This window comes from Paenibacillus sp. FSL M7-0420 (genome assembly GCF_038002345.1).
In the GTDB taxonomy this organism is placed as follows: domain Bacteria; phylum Bacillota; class Bacilli; order Paenibacillales; family Paenibacillaceae; genus Paenibacillus_AQ.
This window is the reverse complement of record NZ_JBBOCJ010000001.1, coordinates 746,499-765,594: the sequence shown is the minus strand read 5'-3', so window position 1 is coordinate 765,594 and position 19,096 is coordinate 746,499. Positions and strand designations below refer to the sequence as shown.

General features: G+C 56.5%; 10 protein-coding genes and 1 riboswitch. All 10 genes read right to left on the bottom strand.

What is annotated here, in order from left to right:
• Positions 1–150: 150 nt before the first annotated feature.
• Positions 151–2,322, bottom strand: coding sequence for an S-layer homology domain-containing protein (locus tag MKX51_RS03270; RefSeq protein ID WP_340991191.1), 2,172 nt, complete (start codon positions 2,320–2,322; stop codon positions 151–153).
• Between the two features lie 214 nt (positions 2,323–2,536).
• Positions 2,537–2,729, bottom strand: a riboswitch (cobalamin riboswitch).
• A gap of 912 nt (positions 2,730–3,641) precedes the next feature.
• Complete coding sequence (locus tag MKX51_RS03265) at positions 3,642–6,716, bottom strand: GAP1-N2 domain-containing protein (RefSeq protein WP_340991190.1); 3,075 nt, start codon at positions 6,714–6,716, stop codon at positions 3,642–3,644.
• Entirely contained in the window at positions 6,713–7,975 is a 1,263-nt protein-coding gene (locus tag MKX51_RS03260) for a hypothetical protein (RefSeq protein WP_036731360.1), read from the bottom strand. Before MKX51_RS03260 ends, MKX51_RS03265 begins: the two co-directional genes overlap by 4 nt.
• Positions 7,976–8,022: 47 nt before the next feature.
• Entirely contained in the window at positions 8,023–8,658 is a 636-nt protein-coding gene (locus tag MKX51_RS03255) for a beta-mannanase (RefSeq protein WP_340991189.1), read from the bottom strand.
• Between the two features lie 27 nt (positions 8,659–8,685).
• Positions 8,686–9,957: a vWA domain-containing protein gene (locus tag MKX51_RS03250; RefSeq protein ID WP_340991188.1), complete on the bottom strand. Its 1,272-nt coding sequence runs from the start codon at positions 9,955–9,957 to the stop codon at positions 8,686–8,688.
• Between the two features lie 483 nt (positions 9,958–10,440).
• Positions 10,441–10,647 carry a hypothetical protein gene (locus tag MKX51_RS03245; protein ID WP_340991187.1) on the bottom strand — a complete coding sequence of 69 codons (207 nt, stop codon included), beginning with the start codon at positions 10,645–10,647 and terminating at the stop codon, positions 10,441–10,443.
• A gap of 103 nt (positions 10,648–10,750) precedes the next feature.
• Complete coding sequence (locus MKX51_RS03240; RefSeq protein ID WP_340991186.1) at positions 10,751–11,011, bottom strand: hypothetical protein; 261 nt, start codon at positions 11,009–11,011, stop codon at positions 10,751–10,753.
• Between the two features lie 302 nt (positions 11,012–11,313).
• The gene (locus MKX51_RS03235; protein ID WP_340991185.1) at positions 11,314–13,740 is read right to left on the bottom strand and encodes a transcription initiation factor TFIID; all 2,427 of its coding nucleotides are present in this window, start codon (positions 13,738–13,740) and stop codon (positions 11,314–11,316) included.
• Positions 13,741–13,744: 4 nt separating this feature from the next.
• The gene (locus tag MKX51_RS03230) at positions 13,745–17,134 is read right to left on the bottom strand and encodes a tubulin-like doman-containing protein (RefSeq protein WP_036731349.1); all 3,390 of its coding nucleotides are present in this window, start codon (positions 17,132–17,134) and stop codon (positions 13,745–13,747) included.
• A gap of 85 nt (positions 17,135–17,219) precedes the next feature.
• Positions 17,220–19,040, bottom strand: a complete 1,821-nt coding sequence (locus MKX51_RS03225) for a vWA domain-containing protein (protein WP_340991184.1) — start codon at positions 19,038–19,040, stop codon at positions 17,220–17,222.
• Positions 19,041–19,096: the final 56 nt, after the last annotated feature.

Below are 19,096 nucleotides of genomic sequence, written 5' to 3'. Positions count from 1 at the left end.
TGAATAAGTGTCGTTTATCCAACTAGCTCCCGCTCTACAGCAAATCCGGCCAAATTAGATGTCATTTTTCCACTTATCGTCGGCTCCAGGTGCAACTCCAACGTGCAGTACCAGCTTGCAATACAGTCTGCTCCCTGCTCTTACTAAGAACTAAGGCAATCTAACCGCCACAGCAGCAGCCATCTCACGGGTTACAACAGCGGAAGGCTCGAATGCGCCGCCGGTGCCGCTCATATATCCAAGTCCCGTCACCGTACGGACAGCGGACAATGCATAGTCGCTAATCTTATCTTCGTCGCTGAATTTACCAGCCCCTGCGCCTGCTCCAGCTGATGCCGAATCCAGCTTAAAAGCTCTAACCATCATCACAGCCATATCCTGGCGCGTAACCAGCCCGTCCGGCTTAAACGTCTTGGCCGTCACACCGCTGATGATTCCTAGCTCCTTCGCCCGGTTCACTGTTCCATAATACCATGTACCGGCCTTAACATCACTGAAGGCCCCAGCGGAAGACGCCGCAGACGGCTCGTTCCCGGTTAACCGCAGCAGCAGCGCTGCAAATTCAGCACGGGTAATATTCTTTTTCGGTGCAAACAGCAGACGGCTCTCACTCACACCGTTCATCAGCTTGCGGTCATACGCCGTGTATACCGACTCCAGCGCCCAAGGCGAGATCGACTTCACATCGGCAAAAGCCGGACGGTCCGCCGCAGCAGAAGCCACCGTTACCGGGACCGTATGACGGACGATGGCTGGGGTTTTATCCTTCAGATATCCCGTAACCGTCAGGGTATATTTATTCGCTGGCAGTCCTCCGGCGATAGCAGCCACGCCCGCAGCATCTGTAACTGCTGTTTTACCGCCAATGGTTACCTGTACGCCTGCTGCCGGTGAGGTTACCGGATCGGAGGTGAAGGTCGCCTCATTCCAGACCCATTGTTTCTGGGTTACCTGCACCTTCAGATCTTGTCCAGGCTGCGGCTGTGCGGGAGTCACGGTTACGGCATCAACCACCTGCGTGTTGTCCCCGCCATAGTAGACCACAATGCGGTCATTCTCCTCCAGTGCGAAGTCGCCCATGCCTACACTTGGATAGATCCATACTCCGCCGCGTGCGACTACATACATCCAGCCATCATATCCGCCAAAAGTACCCGCAGTCACGCCGCCGATCCCCGTCACATAATTGCCTGCTTCATTGACCAGGGCCAGGCGCTTGGCTGCTGCTGTCTTGTCCAGTGCCGTAAGCACATTTCCAGCGTATACGCTGCCTTCAGCCAAGGTTCCATTTGGACCCTCAACAGTAACGGAGACACTTACCTGAGGATTCTTCACTGGTGTGCCGCTAAAGTCAAAGAGCTTACCGCCTGTTCCAAACAGCTTGTACGCTACCAAAGCCTCCAGCGCCTGCTCTGTAGAGAGCGGATTGGAGCTGCCGCCTGCAGTGTGGGCGAAGCCGCCGCCCTCTGCGCTGAAGCTCAGCAGCTTGCTGACCAGATTGATGTTACCCTTCGTGTAATCTGCTCCTGCAGGATCAATGCCGAAGGCAGACAGACCGATGATGGCCTGAGCTACACTCTCGCTGCTGTCGCCATATCCGCCGTTCTTATCCTGTGCCTTAGCCAGCCAGGCTGCCGCCCGCTGACCAGCAGCATTCACTGCCGCTTCCTGCTTGTGTCCAGCCAGTGCGTTCAGCACCATCGCTGTCATATCCGGATCACTCGCACCCGTGGTCAGGGTGAAGCCGCCGTCCGGGTTCTGCTTCGCCAGAATCTCTGCCAGCAGCTTCGACGGCGTCCATTTTGCATTGGCCGGGATCGTATAGCTGCCGGAATCCAGAGCCAGCAGTGCATAGACCGGATTATTCAGCGTCTGGCCCGTAATTTTATCGTTATGGTACAGCTTCTCGATCAGGTTATAGCCTGCCACATTCGCCGGGTCGCCGCCCAGTGCCTTAACAGCCAGCGTGATCCGGGCATAGTCCGTAGCTCTGGCAAAAACACCCTTAGCCTCAGCCACCTTGCCCTCAAGCGCCTTCAGATAGCCGGCTGGAACCTTGTAGCCCGCTTGCGCAAGGCCAATCGCCTGCCAATCCGACTGGACTCCGTTCTTCAGCATGAACTCCGCAGTAGCATAGACCGCAGCGGTTACGCTGGCTGCTTCACTTGCGGGCAGAGCGGATACCGCGGGTGCGGAAGTCACGCCTGCCTGTGCAGCAGCAACTTGTCCTGCCGGGGCTACGGCTGCTCCCAGCAGTGCGAACAGCATAATGACAGCTAGTCCCAGCCGTGTGAATCTGGATGATAGAGAGTGGTTCTTCATAACTAACCTCTTTCCTGAAATAGAATGGATGAATCCTGCTTCCTTACGCAAATAGAGCGGCAACCTAAAGACCGCCCTGTGCAGGGCGGCCGGGGAAGAATACAATACAGGGCAGCTGAAGGAGCCGATTGCTCTCCCGCATTACATACAATACAGCATATACAGCCCTCGCCAATATCAGCATCTGCTTCCACATTCTTACCCCCGAAGAATAGAAACAACAACGAAAAAGGCAGGTCTCCTGGCTCATACTTCACCGCTTCCCCCGCCTTCCCATCCCATTAACAGACAGTGGCTCCTCAGGAGTTGCTCCGTACTTACAGTGGCGGGACCGCGCCGGACTTGCACCGGACTTCCCTTTTAAGCAGATTCCTCTATTAGACATAGCCCTGCCAGCATCTGCTGGCAACAGCGTACGGCCTCTTAGACATCCGCACCTTTTCCCAAAGCTTATTAAATTTTTAATATTCTGAAACAATCATAGCTACTATTCCCCTGTATGTCTATAGACCAGCTATTTCTATTACAGCCACAGCCACCCCAAGGCCAGCCCGCACCAAAAAATCCTGAACAGCACATGCCCGCTACCCCGGCACATCGTACTATTCAGGACTATGGAGTCGTTCTTCTGCTGGTTAATTAAGACGTTGGCGGTACTAGCGGAGACAGCGGCAGCAGGCGATTGTATTATGTACATTAGAATTGGTGTAAAAGCGGCCGATAACGCATTCTGCTGCATTTCATACAATCGATTGTGGCAAAGAACCCTCCGCCGGGCCGAATTTCCAAAATCTAATGTACCGAATACAACAGAACGCCATATAAGCTCCAATATGCCTGATTCTAGTGTACAAAGTGCGATAGATTAGCTACTTACGGACGTCAGCATACTATCTGCTACATTTCACATATTCCAGCCTGCCGGAGCACTAATAAATGCACTACGCTAAGGTAAAGTAGGATGAGCCGCTAGCCGATCATCAGGTTTAAACTAATCAGTCTTTAATTTAACTCCTTCGCTTGCTGAGGGTCTGCCGTTCCCCGACGAAGGTGCACACTGTATGCTTAAATGCAATCTGTACAACTAAATCGTCTGATTTACCGCCAAATGTACTTTTAGCTGTATTTCGTGCACCTAAAATGCTTCTGTATCCGGCTTTTCGCCCATTCGGGCAAATTTAGTTGTATGGAATACAGTTAGGATAGGTCTGCCCTTCTTTTCACTGTTTTTAGTTGTACAGAGTACACCTATCTCTGAAGGTAATGTTACCCGATCGCACTAGTTAAAAAATGTAAACAGCCAGCTTGTTGCCGCTGCTTTATTCTGCATCCGTGTCTGCTTCCGGGCTTGCGGAAGCAGATGGTTCCGCACTAGGCGCGACTGTGGCTGTGGCCTCCGGGGCGCTGCCCGGATCTGCCGCCAGCTTCAGCGAGTAGCCTCCGGCGGTGATCATATCACCTGCCGCCAGCTTCGCGCCTGCTGAAAGCTCCACCGTCACCTCGTATACGCGTGACGGAGGAGTCCCCGCCGCCGCTGGAGGGGCGGTGGCTTCACTGTCCGCATCGCCGTCTACTCCGGCGCCTGCTTCACTCTTCGCACCGCCGTCCACTCCGGCTCCTGCCTCACTCTTCGCACCGCCGTCTACTCCGGCGCCTGCTTCAACCTGGCAACTGCTAACCGTTGCCTTAACCTCGTAGTCCGTAACGCCGCTGGCGGACTCCACCTTGATCCGCTCCGGCTTGAAGGCGGAGCATTCCGCCGCATCAGTGAAGCTGAACACCAGCTTACTGCTGTTGCTCTTGCCTGCTCCTCCGCTTCCCGCATCTCCGCCACTGTTCCCGCCGGTCCCTGCATCACCGCCATTATTCCCACCAGTTCCTGCATCTCCGCCACTATCCCCGCCGGTTCCTGCATCACCGCCGATAAGCCGGACAGAGACCGGGGCCGCTACAGCGGCCCCTCCGGTCACTGCCGGAAGCGGGCTGGGGCTGGCCACCGGCGCGGCTGTATCCTTGCCGCGTCCCCCAAGCTGACTCAGCAGGATAACCGCCGCAATCAGAATGATCCCGAGGATGCTCCCTGAGATCAGGATTTGAAATCGGCTGCGGCTGACCCACCGCGCCAGCGGCGAAGCCAGCTGGGCGCGGGCTTCATTGTAGACAGTCTGCATGGCAGGCGTTGCTGTGTCGAGATGGGTTTTGCGGAATTCACGGTTCTTGAATGCCTCGCGGTCGCTCTTCAGGAAGTATCTCAGCACGGCCCGCTTGTAATTCGGCCACAGCTTCTTGCCAGAGCTTGCGAACAGCCAGCTATGCTGCGACCAATCCAGGAACCGGTACACCGTCTCCTTGTCATTGCCCGCCTTGCGGACCACCAGATCCAGCAGCGCATCATAATCCAGCGGCCCGCCTTCACGTTCACTGCTGTGATAGAAGGCCAGCGGCAGCCGGTCGAACGGCTCAAGACTCCGCGCTTCCTTCAGCCACCGCGCGCCGAGCAGCTGTACATCGTCCAGCTCACGCGGCGTCAGTCCGGCAAAAATCTCCTCGTCCGGCGACTCCTCCCCGAACCAGCGGTAGGCTGCACGCAGCGCATTCGCTTTGCGCTTCGCAATCGCATCGAGCGGCGGCTGCCAGTCTGCCGTATCCCGGTAACGCAGGAACGAGATCTCCAGCAGCTGCTCCATCGTCAGCTCGTCCAGCGAGAGCCGGTTCAGCAGGAAGCGGTCGGCAACCGTGCCGAGCTCCTCCATAACGGACAAGGCCTCCGGGTATACGCCGCCTCTGCGGCGCTGCTTCTCCGCCTGCTGGACCGCTTCATGAACAGCCGTTACCGCCGCTACCGGATCAGATTCCCGCTGCAGCTTCTCCAGCAGATATTCCTTGAAGGTATCCCGTACCGCTGCCTGCTGAAGCACCTCCGGAAGACTCCGGCCAAAGTGGCCCACGAGGCGGAGGATATCCGCCGTTCCGGCAGCGGCCGCCAGCCGGGATTCCAGATAAGGCTCGAACAGCGCTCTGCGGAAGAGAGATTGGGACAGCACTTTTTTGAAGAACGCCTCACTAAGCTCCGCATCGCTCTCAATAATCCCGTAAGCCGCCGCCAGCACATCCTCCCGGCCCCCGGACTGGCAGTTCAGCATCCCGTTGATGAAGTAATCGACGATCTTCACCCGGTAATTATGGCCCGGCAGCGCGTAATACGCCTTGAACTGTTCCAGGATCTCCGTTGACGGAATCCCCTTCTTGCGGATCAGATCATATTCGCGGTCGAACCGCTCCAGGAACATATCATTCAGCCGTACCCGCGAGTCCAGCTTCCCCTCCGGCTTCAGATAAGACAGCAGGCCGCCAAGTATAGCGTTCTTGTTATCTGTATATAAGGCTTCGTTGCCTTGCTCAATTTCATAAAAGACCGCCAGCTCATTGTAGAGCGCCAGCGACAGCTTGCGGTCCGCACTCTCCCCGAGCAGCAGGCTGTCGGCAAATTTAGCGAAATCACGGAGGCTTGCGCCCTTCTCCACCAGCGTCTTCCAGGCCAAATCGGCATAGATCTGCCGCGACTCGCCGAAGTCGGTATTCAGGAACCTTGCGCCTGCCAGATCGAAGATATAATCCTTCTCGATATTCCGGTCACCCGGACGCAGAGAGCCCTTCTCCACGAAGGTCAGGTGAATATATTTGCGGCTCTGCGGCTCCTTGGCATACGTGATCACTCCCAGCCTGCGGCGGAAGTCATACGGCAGCGCAGCGAAGATGACCTCCGTCAGCCGGGCCGCACGCTGCGACAACTCACTGATCGGCACATCCAGCGCTACATAGATTTTCTTCTTCCCGGCTACGGACAGCATCACCGCCTGCAGCAGGGCTTTGAACAGATCTTCTGTGAAGCCTAGACCGGACAGCACGCTGCGCGGGTCTGACGGCTCGTCCAGCGGACGGGTTGCCACGGGAATCGAATCCAGTTCAGGCAGTGTCCCGCCAGGCTCCCCTTCATAGCTCCGGGCAAACCCCGCATGCAGCCAGTCCCCGTACCCCTCGACAATCTCTTCGGAGCGGATAGGCGGCACCACGAAATTATGGGCAAAAAAAGCGCTCCGCTGCCCCGTGAAATCCGCCGCCAGATACCGGCTCTCTCCAATCACTGTCTCGTTGCTCTCCGTATGGAACAGATGCAGCGCAGCAGGATACAGCTCCTCATCCTTCTCGCCGCGTGCCGTAAGCTCAGCCGGGGCATCGTAGAGGCAGAAGGGATGCAGAATTTTTTTGACAAAATTATTGTCGAGACTCTCCGATTTCGCTACCGTATCGAAGCCCTCTGTAGACCGGTATACGCCACGGCGCTCGCGGGTATACATCTGCTGGGTGATCATGGACCCTGACAATCTGTTCACGGCCCGTCGCTCCCCTCAATATAATTCAGCTTGTGCAGCAGCCAGATGAACGGCTCATCCACCCGGATCGGGCTGACTACGCCTTCCACCTTCTGATTGACCGGATTGCTGCCCAGCGCAGACACGGCGAAGTACCCGGTATTCGCAAAATACACATCCATCGTATCCTTGAACGGACGGTCCACCTTCTCAATGAAGCGCCGGATTTCACCGTCGATGTTGTGGAACTCGTCCAGGTTCAGCGTTTTGCGGTGCACATAGTTGTTGAACACATTGCTGTTCGACTTGATATAGTCGCCATCCTCATCCTTGAGGGAGTGGAGCATATCGCTTTTGGCCAGGACGACTGCGGTCGGAATCTCGGTCTTGCTCTTCTCCTGATAGGCGATGAAATCACCGAACATGGTCAGCACCACATCACGCGGCTCATCATACTGCGATACCCACTCCCCCGGACGGTCACCGAAGTTAATGCGGATCTTCTCCCGGACCGAACGGATCTGCAGCGGATCGACCATGAACAGAATCCCTGCGGAGTTCTTGATATGCTGGCCGTGCAGGCCCAGATAATCCTGATCGACCATTCCTTCACCGGCCACATCGAAGAACACCAGCGTCAGCGGGGGCTTGGACTCATCCTTGAACACGAACTGGAAAATAAACGGCTCCTGCATCTTCTCCTTCTGGGTAGACGCCAGCAGATCCCCCCGCTCGAACAGCGGCTCCTCATACAGGGTGCGGAATTTGCGGCTGATCTCGGCATTCAGCGGCATACAGGCTGCGTCGAAATGCCCTGCCGTTGTATGCTGGAGCGTATGGATCAGCGAGGTCATATAGACAGACTTCCCGACCTGGGAAGCCCCGATAATCGAGATAATATTGCTAGGCACCTTGCCGGCCGTTACAGGCAGCTCGTTATGGCAGGACGGACAGAGCCGTCTGCGGGTCATCACCCCATAGCGGTCGGTGAGCCCGGTCAACACGTTGTCTGTATAATGATGGTACTCCTCCGGGATATCCGCCGGATGCAGAACCGCCTCCATATCATCCACCGTATCGAGGCCGAAGCGCTCCCGGTATTTATTCAGCAGATCATCCTCACCGAGCGCATAATTCTCATCATCCTCACGGCTGTGCATGGCCCGGAACACCACTTCCTCCGGCTCAAAGCGCGTGAAGCAGAACGGGCAGACAATATCGTAATACAGCGGCCTCGCTGCAGGCTGATTCTTCTTCATGAAACGGCTAAAAAAAGACATCTCTCATCCTCCTCAGGGTGTGTCAGCACCCGGTATGCTGCTCCCGCTCACTCGGGTACCAGCTCATAATACGCCCCGTATTTAGGCCCATCGGTGAAAAAAATACGGATAAAGTCGTCCTTGCCGACCTCAATCGGCGGGAGCTGGTTGCGCCCGGGAGCGAAGTCCTGGACGAACGGGAACCTTGCACCGTCCTCCTTGGAGGATGGATGCGCATCCCGCTTTTTGACGTAGCAGAGCACTTCCTTCGGCACCGGCACCTCGGCAGTAATCGTCATCTGCACGGTTTTCAGCTTGCTGAATAACCCTTTTTTGTGCTGGACCGCGTAGTAGATCCTCGCTTTGCCCGCGCTGACAAGCACCCGGTTACCGCCATCCTGCTGGCGGACCAGCAGCGTCTCCCCATTCCCGCTAAGCCGCACGTAAATGGTATAAGCCACCATCCCGATCTCGTCCAGCCGGTCCCGGTACCCGTTATTCGCTTTGTACTCTTCACGCGTATAGAGCTTCATGCCCGGAGGCGGATGCTCATGACTGTCCGGTGCCTCCGCAGAGGCCTTATGAATATATACCGCCTGTACACCGTCCGGCCAGCGCCAGCGCAGCGTACAGAACCGGTCCTCCACTCTGGATACAACTTCGGTAATTACCGGTGCTCCAGCGTCTGCCTCGGCGTACTTCATGGCAACCTGCCCCTTTCCCTGCATGCTTTAGAACCCTTTACTGCCGCGGTTACGGCGGGGTGAATGAATACTGTCCGCAGGCGCATTACCAGCTCCGGCAGCTCTTCCCCGGCGCGACAGGCGCCCTTCCCCTACAGGCACGATATATGTGAACAAGGTGAGAATAGCCGCCAGAACGAGCAGCGCCAGCAGCCGGGTCATAGGGTCCCAGAGCGTGTCGCCGTTCAGGCCGGATTCCAGAATCAGCCCCGCCACAAGTCCCGATACCGCACCCCCGATACTGAAGCTCCGGGCCAGATGGCGGTTATCGAACACAATGCCAAGGCCCAGACCCAGCGCCGTGCCGAGCAGCATCAAGGCCAGCACACGCACCACAGCATAATAAGGGCTGTCCGCCGTCTGGTCGCTGCGCTCGGTCAGCAGTGTCCGGTCGCCCAGACGGTCATAAATCTGCTGGAATACATCGCCCAGCCGGTTCGCATCGGCCACATCATAATACTGTCCGCCGGTGCCGCTGGCGATATTCTGGAGCAGACTTGCGCCGGACGGATCATCCAGAGCCAGCCCGATTGTATTTACTTTAATTCCCCGCGCCACATAGTCTGTCAGCTCCGTTGCGGTATTGAACTGGCTGACGCCGTCGGATAACAGAATAACCATCGCCCCGCGGTCCGCGCCGTCTTCATGAATCACCTTCATCGCTTCGGCCAGCGCGCCGCTGATATTCGTTCCGCCTTCAGTGGTCTTCAGGCTGCTGATGACCTCCATGACCTTCTCGCGGTTCGCCGCTTTGGAGAGCGGGAGCAGCGGCTGGACGACGGAAGCCTCATTGCTGAAGGTGACTACGGCGACTTTGTTGTCTTTTTTGAGCTGCTGCACCAGATTCTTGGCCGCCGCGTAACGCCGGTCTGACGGATCGCTCTGCATCATGCTGCCGGAATCATCGATCACCATGACGACATTCTTCACCGGCTTGCTGCCGCCGAAGTTCAACTCGTACACGAACTCAGTCAGCGTGCCCACACCAAGCAGCAGCACGACCATGAGCGGGAACATTTTCCACGAGGTGCCCAGATAACGCAGCTTCCAGGACTGTCCGTTCAGCCTCGGTGAGATCGTCTCTGCGACCAGAGCGCCTATTCCAACACATAAGGCCACAATGGCAAAATAAATGCCGACCAACACCATCTGAGGTAAATCATACGGCCTGCGGTCCAGCAGCAGCTCACCGAGCACAAACGCTACACCCGCGCCGAGCAGACTGAACAGCAGCAGGAGCAGATTGATTTTTCGCTGCATTGCATTTCATCCTTTCCGGGAAAAGCTTGATCATCACACGCTTCCCCATTCCATTCTATTGCACATCCGGCAGTGGAATGAATGAGAATTGTCCTACGAAGCCTGTTTGGTTAGGCCCGCACCCAGGTCCGGGACCGGGACCCGGAGCCTGGGCATTATTATGGTGTACCCTCGGATTTTCGGCCGCCCCCAGTAATCAGGTGCATTAGTGCTCCTCATTTGGTGGTTCGGCACACGTTCGCTGAAATCAGGTGCACTAGTGCTCTTCATTTGGTAGTTCGGCATACTTTCGGTGAAATCAGGTGCACTAATGCTCCTCATTTGGTGGTTCGGCACACGTTCGTGAGAAATCAGGTGCACTAATGCTCCTCATTTGGTGGTTTTGCACACGTTCGGTGAAATCAGGTGCACTAATGCTCCTCATTTGGTGGTTCGGCACACGTTCGCTGAAATCAGGTGCACTATTACTGACACTCGTCAGCATCAAAGGGATTTATCCCTCTCATTCCCGCCATCCGGCCCACTTTCAGCAGCATTAAAGGGATTTATCCCTCTCTTTCCGCCATCTGGCCCACTTTCAGCAGCACCAAAGGGATTTATCCCTCTCTTTCCTCCATCCGGCCCGCTTTCAGCAGCATTAAAGGGATTTATCCCTCTTTTTCCAGCCATCCGGCCCACTTTCAGCAGCATCAGAGGGATTTATCCCTCTCTTTCCCGCCATCCGGTCCACTTTCAGCAGCACCAAAGGGATTTATCCCTCTCTTTCCCGCCATCCGGCCCACTTTCAGCAGCATTAAAGGGATTTATCCCTCTCTTTCCCGCCATCCGGTCCACTTTCAGCAGCATTAAAGGGATTTATCCCTCTCTTTCCTCCATCCGGCCTACTTTCAGCAGCATTAAAGGGATTTATCCCTCTCTTTCCTCCATCCGGCCCACTTTCAGCAGCATTAAAGGGATTAATCCCTCTCTTTCCCGCCATCCGGTCCACTTTCAGCAGCATTAAAGGGATTAATCCCTCTCTTTCCTCCATCCGGCCTACTTTCAGCAGCACCAAAGGGATTTATCCCTCTCTTTCCCGCCATCCGGCCTACTTTCAGCAGCATTAAAGGGATTTATCCCTCTCTTTCCGCCATCCAGCCTACTTTCAGCAGCATTAAAGGGATTTATCCCTCTCTTTCCACCATCCGGCCTACTTTCAGCAGCACATGGTCAGCCGCCGAACTCATGTGGACTATAGATCCAACGGCTATAGCAGCCTGACCATAAATAATAGTTTGTCATAACACTCCACTAATCTCTACTCCGCTCATCTAATCTCATTTCCGCTCATCAGCACTAATCACATCTGATCACCACTCATCTCATCTCCGGCAGCTGCTCTTCTTCCAGACCGTGGAGCTGGTATCCGTTGCCGGCATAAGTCTCGTAATAGACCTTACCGTTGCGGTAGTAGAGCAGGTCCTCCAGGTGGAAGCCGCCCATCAGGTTCAGCTTCTCCACGCCGCTGCGGCGCTGCTCATGCACGAAGCCGAGCCGGTAGATGCGTGTGGTCTCGTCTGCACTGAAGGCATAACGCAAGAATTCGGAGGAGCTGTCGCCGAAGAAGTACTTCTCCTCATGCCGGTGCTCCTGCGTATACTCGAACAGCCGGACATTCATTGCCGCCTCCTCCTCCAGACTGCGGTAGAGCTGCTTGAACAGCTCCTCCTTGGAGACGATGTCCCGGTTCTCGTAAGCGGCTGCAACATTGGCGCGCCGCAGCAGCTCCTCCTCGAACGGGAGCGTGAACGGCCCCGCCGTCAGCAGCTCCCGGCGGCACAGCTCGATCAGCCGCTCGGCCACAGCCCCACCGCCTCCGTTCACCAGCAGCCCGGAGAGGCTGCCCAGGAACCGCTCGCTGAAGAAGATTCCCGCCCCGCGCCGGTTCTCGATGTCCTTCATGACCTCATCCGTCACCGTGCGGTAGTACTCCATAATATTCTGATCTACCGTCTCCTTGCTGCGGCCGATGCTGGCCAGAGCGACACTGTGCAGCTCCTCCTCCAGCGCTTCCATCTTCGCAACCTTGGTCTTGCTGTCTGTATGCAGCTGCTCCAGTGCAGCGTCATAGCGGAGACAGAGGGCCAGCTCGCTCTCCAGCAGCAGAAGCTCATACTTCTTGCCGTAGACGGACTCGAACAGGTAATGAATGAAATTGCGCACCGTCCGTTTGTCCAGCAGCGGCACCCGCTGGAACGGCTGGCGCTCCACGCTCTCCGCATAGAGCCGCTCCAGCTCCTCCTGACCGGAGAGCAGGGCGGAACGTAGTCCGCCCATATGCTGGCGCAAGGCCTGCAGGACGCTGCCTCCCTCACCTGTCTTCTCACTGGTCCATTCCGCCAGCTGGTAGAAGGTGACCGGGGAGGCTCCTGCTTCCCCGGCAGCCAGCACTCCGGCCCACTCCCGGGCCGGATCAATCCCGGCAGCCCTACGAGCAGACACCTCCGCAAAATTACTGCGGAAGTAAGCCTGCGCCCCTTCCCCGAAGAGCAGCTCCTCAGCCTCGCGCAGCGAGAGCATCCGCAGCTGCGAATAGGACGGGCGTCCATGGCTCATCAGCCCGGTCATCTCGGCAAGAGCAGATGCCTCCGGCAGCAATTCCGCCGCGCGGTCCCGCAGGGTATCCGCTCCAAGGCCAAGCATCGCCTGCCGCTCCTTCAGACTCCGGGTATGGCCTGCACGCAGCCGCCCGGACAGATAATGCAGCGCATGGTACAGCACCGCCAGCGCAATCTGGCGGTTCGGCCGCCGCACCGCCGAGAAGCCGGCAGACGCGTAGCCTTGTCTGCCTGTGCTGCCGCGGATGCCGCTTTTGAACGTCATATTATTGTAGCCGCCGTGCCCGGAGGCCTGATCGGCCGCAGGCCGGACCCGGTTCTTCAGCAGACTGATGTGGGCGATAATCTCGTAATTGTCGTCCATGCCATGGACGGACATCAGTCCGCGCTCGTTCTTGTCGGAGAGCAGATAGACCAGGTCGAACAGCGGAGCAGGGCCATGCGTCACCGGAATGGACAGCCCTTCCTCCGTCACCAGCAGCGGAGCGCTTAAGGCATAATCCGCCGCCTGCATCCCGTCCAGCTCACGCAGACAAGCCAGTCCGACCGAGCTGGAATAGCCGAAGTTATCCCCCTGCTCCCGTTCGTTAATCAGCGCATACAGATCCATCTGTACCGATTTGAATGACTGGCTGAGAATTGCGCGGGCCAGCAGCACGATCTCCGGCAACAGCACATTCTGCGGGTCATCGACCCGTGTAATGACAGACAAATGGATGACGTCAAAAGAAGAATACAGCCGTCCGTAATCCGCTATGCTGTTGCTTAAGCTGCGCAGCGTCCGGTTCATTCCGGCCAAATACTGGCTATCCTCATGAAATTCACGGTATAGCTCACGGCGGACCGTACGCGGATCTCGCCCTGCCGTATCCGGCAGGGTCATGTGCATCACGCGTTCATGGACGCTGCTGTTTCCGCTGCCGATCCGCCCCTTGACCCCCTCCTTCTCCTGCGTACTGCCGCTGCCGTTATGCGAACCGGCATGCAGTGCCATCACGCCGCCTGCATTGTCCCATTTACGCTGGCAGCGTTCCAGCACCGGACCGATGGCCGGGGTCACCTTATCGCCCAGGAACAGGAACAGCGCAGGGTAATGGATACTGCTGCGCCCATCCCCCTTATTATGCTGTGCTTCCTCCTGGGCAGCGTATTGCTCGGCATATTGTAAGGCCTGATCTCTGATCATAGGCCTACTTCAGCTTTCTGCGGATGCTGCCAAGCTTGCCGGTCAGGCTCTTGTAGAAGCCGTACATTTCATCTCCGTTGGCATGCTCTACCCGCTCATATTCCAGTGCATCACGCGCCTCCAGGAACGAGACATACATCCCTTCCAGCTTATACAGCAGCGGAGTTACATCTTCAGCGGCGGTCATTTCTCCGGCCCGGCGCGCTGCCTTGCGGAGCAGGAGACTGCGGCTTTTCTCATCCAGCTCACGGAAATGGCGGTAGACGGCATACTCCACATAGCTGCGTTCCTTCATCAGATTCGCGAACGGCTCCCAGGCATCCTCGTCCTCGTCACGGTCATAGACATAGAGCGCGCCTTTTTTGGTAATCGTATCGGTGTATAGCGCTTCGATGAACTGGTCCAGCCATTTGTCCTCATCCAGATGCTGATGCACCAGCGCTTCCAGCTCCGCAGATTTGGCCGCCAGCGCATCGTATTTCGCCAGCTCCTCACGGACACGGGCAATGAGCTGCGGGGAACGGATCAGGTTCTCCTGGGCCAGCTCCAGATTAATGCTGCCGAAGATATCCTTCACGGCTTCGCGTTCAATACCTCCTGTGCGGAGTGCTTTGAGCTCCTCAGCGGCCTTGCGCACTTCACCCAGATTCGGACGCGGCGCATCCAGCTGCAGATCATAAGCGCCCAGCAGCTTGCCCAGATCCAGCGGCTTCGTGAAGATCACGGAGAAGCGGCTGCTGGTGTTCTCGTCCACACCCTTCTCTATGATCACACCGGACTCCAGCGCCCGGCCGAAATCCGCACGCACTCTGGCATTGTACTCACGGACCCGCGGATTCGCATACGTATCGCCCCAGGATTTCTCCGGGATCGGCGAAGGCAGATAGGTCCAGTTGTCCTTGTCGGTCATCACCAGATGGCGGCCGATGCCTTCCTTGTCGAGAATGGTCCGCTCGTAGTTCTCCTCGTACACCCGCAGCGGCGTATATACGAACAGCGGCACCCCGTTGCGTGTATTCAGCCAGAAAATCCGGTTCTTGACCTCGCTCTCCTTGATCGTAAACTGCGATTTGCCGAGTGCATTATTCTGATAATTCCGCACACCCTTCAGAATCCCCGGCGCCTTCACCGGCACAGAGACGAAGCCCCAGGACGGAAAGTGCAGACTGCCGGAGCTGTTGCTGAGGTGGAAAATCGGCACCGCATCCTCATCCAGACGTCCGGCAATAATCCGCTCCACGAATTTATCCAGCGGCTCCTCACGCCCGTATTTCATCACCAGGAAGTCCTCCATCGAACGGGTAATCAGATCCCCGAACTTGTCGCTGAGAAACTCGGAGATGGAGCGGACAATATCAATCTCCTGCTCCCTTACCCAGCGCCCGGAATGCTTCAGCATCTCGCGTGTGAAGTCACGGATCAGATCATCGCCGTCCTTCTGGTCCATGATTTTGGAGATGGTCGCCGAGATATCCGGCACGTTGACGATGTTCCAATAGTAGGTTTTGTTGCCCTTGTGGTCTGCCTGCTCTTCGCCGTTAATCAGAATGTCGCCGTTCTTCTCGAAGATCGAGCTGAGCGCGGTCAGTATCTCGGTGAACACCCCGTAGATCCGGCTGTTCTCTTCATTCAGCAGCTCATACAGATCCTCATAGAACTGGATCATCTGCTCGGTGCGCTCCACATCGGCATGCAGCCAGTATTCATTGATTTTGGCTTCAATATAGGCGTTCTTCTTCTTCTCCTTGGACACAAAAGCGCTCCGCGCATCGCCCAGCTTATCCTCTGCACTCTCCTGTGCGGTCTCAATATCACGCGGCAGGCGCAAGAGACTCTCGCGCAGCGCTTCAATATAAGACTGGATCAGCTTCAGGATGCAGAAGCCCTTCTCGGTGTAGAGCAGCCGTGACACATAGAACGGCCCCTGCTCAGGATGCAGGAAAATGCGCTCCAGCTCTTCGCCGAACCGTCCGGCAATCTCACCCGGAAGCTGCTTCTTGGATTTGATATATTCCTCACGCGCACGGGCCAGGAAGTTCTGCTCCAGCTCCGTATCCATGCTGACGACCTGATTCTTGACGACATTCGCATGGCTGAGGCGCTCGCTGTTCTGATAGCCCGGCAGCGGCTCCGGCACACGGGACTCGAACGTCTTGATCATCGTATCGAGATCGATGCCGAGCTTGCGCGCCATCTTCTCCACATCCTCCTGATTCGGGGCGTGATGGAACATCTTGTCCATTTTGTCGAAAAGGCGGTAGGCCAGGTATGTTGTCATTTCCTCAATCGGCAGCACGGCCGAGGATGCCCCGATAATGTTGTATTCATAGTTGGCAGGATAAGTCTTGTTCATCTGGGCAATGTTCGTGCGGATGTTGCTGATATAATCATGGATCGCGAATTCCTCGCCGGAGGCCTTCTCTTCACTGGCCATGAAGTTGGTGATGTTCTCAGCCGTCACGTTCATGCAGTAATCGTAGGCATTCTCCAGCAGCTTGCCCTCCGTATTGGTTGCGGAGATGAGATGACAGAGATTGAACGGCGGCAGCGGCGAGTTAACGCTCAGAATATTGCCGTACTTCTGGCGGAAGCGTTCGCCCCGGCTGTCCACGTTCATCCAGTAGTCCAGCTCTTTGAGCGCGGCATACCCGTTCTTGCGGATATACTCGCGGGTATGCTCGCTGAGGCTCTTGTTCGACAGATTGACGTCCGGTGTGAACAGATAGCCCAGCGTATTGACACGGTCTATCCCGGCTGCGCCGTAGTCACGTTCAATGATGCCGCGCACGATATAGGCAATATCCAGGAACGCCCCGCTGCCCGTTCCGCCGGACAGACCGGTAAGCAGGAAGACCATGAGCTTCTTGCTGGTGCCGACAGACAGCGTCTTGATCTTCTTGTCGATGGCGGCAACCACCTGGTTGATTTTCGTGAACAGCAGCAGGCGTCCGGCCTGGCGCACCCCGGCGGCTCCGTTCATGCCGTCTGTGATGCTCAGCTCCGGCGACAGCCAGTCTGTAATGTAAGAATCCAGGATGCTGCGGTTCTGCAGCAGTCCGCCGATCTCAGCATTGGCCAGCAGCACGAATTCATTCTGCGGGTCGAGGCCGATGCCCTTGTATTTTTTGCCGCGGTCCTGTTCATTGGTCTCGAACGCCAGGAATTCCACGTTATCGGGCTTATCCCGCTTCTTCTTGGACAACGGATCTTCAGGCAGCTTGAAGCGGCGGTTAATCTGGTATTTGAGCCGCAGCAGGGCATCGATGCCCGTGCCGCCAAGCCCGATAATGAGGATCGGGTTGTCGATGGTATCCACTCTGATCTTGTCGCTGACGATCCCTCCGCCAAGCGATACATCCAGCTGTTGAATATGTTCTCTTACTACCGGTTTCATAGGTTCTCCCCCAAAAGTTGTGATAGCCTACGCATCCCGAATCACTTCGCATGATTGCTTCGGGAGCGTACACTTAGCCTGCTTATCAGATCAAATATTCCAGAGAAATCGTCTTGTCTACCGTCTGCAGAGAGACCGTCACCCGGTCCCCGCTCTTCATCTCCAGGCCCCGCGAGGTATCAGCAGCACGCCCTGAGCGTTCTACAGTAATGCCCTCGCCGCTGCGCAGCAGCAGGCGGTCATTCGTTCCCGGCGTGAAGACCAGCTTCTCGCTCTCCTTCAGCTCCGGGGCCAGCTGCAGCAGCTGGTGAAGTGTGAATTTGCCGCGGAAGCCGGAGAGCTTCTTGTACTGCGGATAGGTTTTCTCCCCTGTGTTGTTGTCCAGCACCTCTACCACCATCTGTCCGACGAACCCCCGGTTCGCCTTACTGCGCAGCAGCCAGAATGCGGCTGCAGCAGCCAGCAGCAGCACAATGCCGCCGATGATATAGTACAGCGTGTTCGAGGTCTTCTCCTCAGCAGGCTCTTCGCCCGCAGGAGTGCCTGCTGACGGCGGGGTGGTCGCTACCGTTCCGGTCTTGGCATTGATGGTCAGCACATCGCTCTCCCGATAGAAGCTGCTCTCTTCGGCCCGGACCTTCAGCTCGTATTCATGATTATCCTTGATTTCAAAAGCACCCTTGAACTCGGCACCCGAGTTATCCAGCGGAATCTCCTGCACCTGGCCGGTGTCCTTATCGGTAGCCAGCAGCACAGCCTTCATATCCTGGTACAGGCTGCTCTCCGTTACCTCTGTCCCGTTGCTGAACAGATGCGAGGAGATATCCACCGTATCGCCTTTGCCGTAAGACTTGGAGGGCAGAGCATCCAGCTTCAGCTCCAGATCGTAGTTGAATACCAAGTTAATATCGATCTTGTCCTTCGGCACTCCCTTGACCTGGAGCTTCCAGTCTCCCTCCTCCGGCGACAGCAGCTTAATCAGCGTATAGCTGGACGACTTGGATAACAGCACTTTATCGGAGGGAATCGCTACTTCCTTCCCCGCAGGATTACTGAGCTTCGCGGTCACCGGCTTCGAGGACATGATTGAGATATTCGCTTCGAGCACGCTGCCGTTAGGCACATTTACCGTAACTTCCTGATAATCGCCGTTTGCCGTAATGGACGGCACCGGCACCACCTTCAGCTTCAAGTGGCTGGCAAAAATCTCGCTGAGAATCTGCGGCAGATCATCCGCGGAATTTGTGGTGAACGCCTTGCCGCCTGTCTCGTTGGACAGTCCGGCCAGAATATTCTTGTTCAGCTTGCCGTCCGCATTCAGTCCTATGGTATATACGGGATACCCCTTCTGCTTGGCAGCCTCTACTGCCGCCTTCAGCTCCTTGTCGGAATCGGACTGCTTCCGGCCGCTGGCTTCGTTGAGGTCATTGTTGCCGTCGGCCAGCATGACGATCATCGGCTCATGGCCGGGATCGCTGCCGTTCTCCAGCACCTTCACCGCCTCTTCCATCCCGACCGCCAGGTCTGTGTAGGGTCCGCGGCTTAGCCCGTCGATGAAATTCTTCAGATCCTCCTTGTCGCCGGCGGATTTGATGCCGAGCAACGCCTTCTCGCGCTGCACCTTATCGGTGTAGGCCACAATGCCTACCTTATCGCCTTGGGTGGACAGCATATCTATGAACATCTTCATCGCTTCATTGGCAATCTTGTTCTTGTCGCTCTTGTTCATCGAGTTGCTGACATCGATCAGCAGCACAGCGTCAATATGCGAGGGTGCGGCCGAAGCCGCGCTGGCTCTCGAAGCAGCATATGGGGATACAGTGATACATAGAATCATGAGCAATACAGGCAATATGCGCTGCAGTCTATTCTTGGCCTTGCTGAAATTACGTTCGTTACGAAGCATAAATAGGGCTCCTCTTGTGTGAAATTAGGCGGATATGGCAGATCCGTAACGCATAG

What these genes read in the sequence shown, in the direction of transcription:
- MKX51_RS03270 (WP_340991191.1), bottom strand. Translation starts at nt 2,322, where the DNA reads ATGAAGAACCACTCTCTATCATCCAGATTCACACGGCTGGGACTAGCT.
- MKX51_RS03260 (WP_036731360.1), bottom strand. Translation starts at nt 7,975, where the DNA reads ATGTCTTTTTTTAGCCGTTTCATGAAGAAGAATCAGCCTGCAGCGAGG.
- MKX51_RS03255 (WP_340991189.1), bottom strand. Translation starts at nt 8,658, where the DNA reads ATGAAGTACGCCGAGGCAGACGCTGGAGCACCGGTAATTACCGAAGTT.
- MKX51_RS03250 (WP_340991188.1), bottom strand. Translation starts at nt 9,957, where the DNA reads ATGCAGCGAAAAATCAATCTGCTCCTGCTGCTGTTCAGTCTGCTCGGC.
- MKX51_RS03245 (WP_340991187.1), bottom strand. Translation starts at nt 10,647, where the DNA reads ATGCTGCTGAAAGTGGGCCGGATGGCTGGAAAAAGAGGGATAAATCCC.
- MKX51_RS03235 (WP_340991185.1), bottom strand. Translation starts at nt 13,740, where the DNA reads ATGATCAGAGATCAGGCCTTACAATATGCCGAGCAATACGCTGCCCAG.
- MKX51_RS03230 (WP_036731349.1), bottom strand. Translation starts at nt 17,134, where the DNA reads ATGAAACCGGTAGTAAGAGAACATATTCAACAGCTGGATGTATCGCTT.
- MKX51_RS03225 (WP_340991184.1), bottom strand. Translation starts at nt 19,040, where the DNA reads ATGCTTCGTAACGAACGTAATTTCAGCAAGGCCAAGAATAGACTGCAG.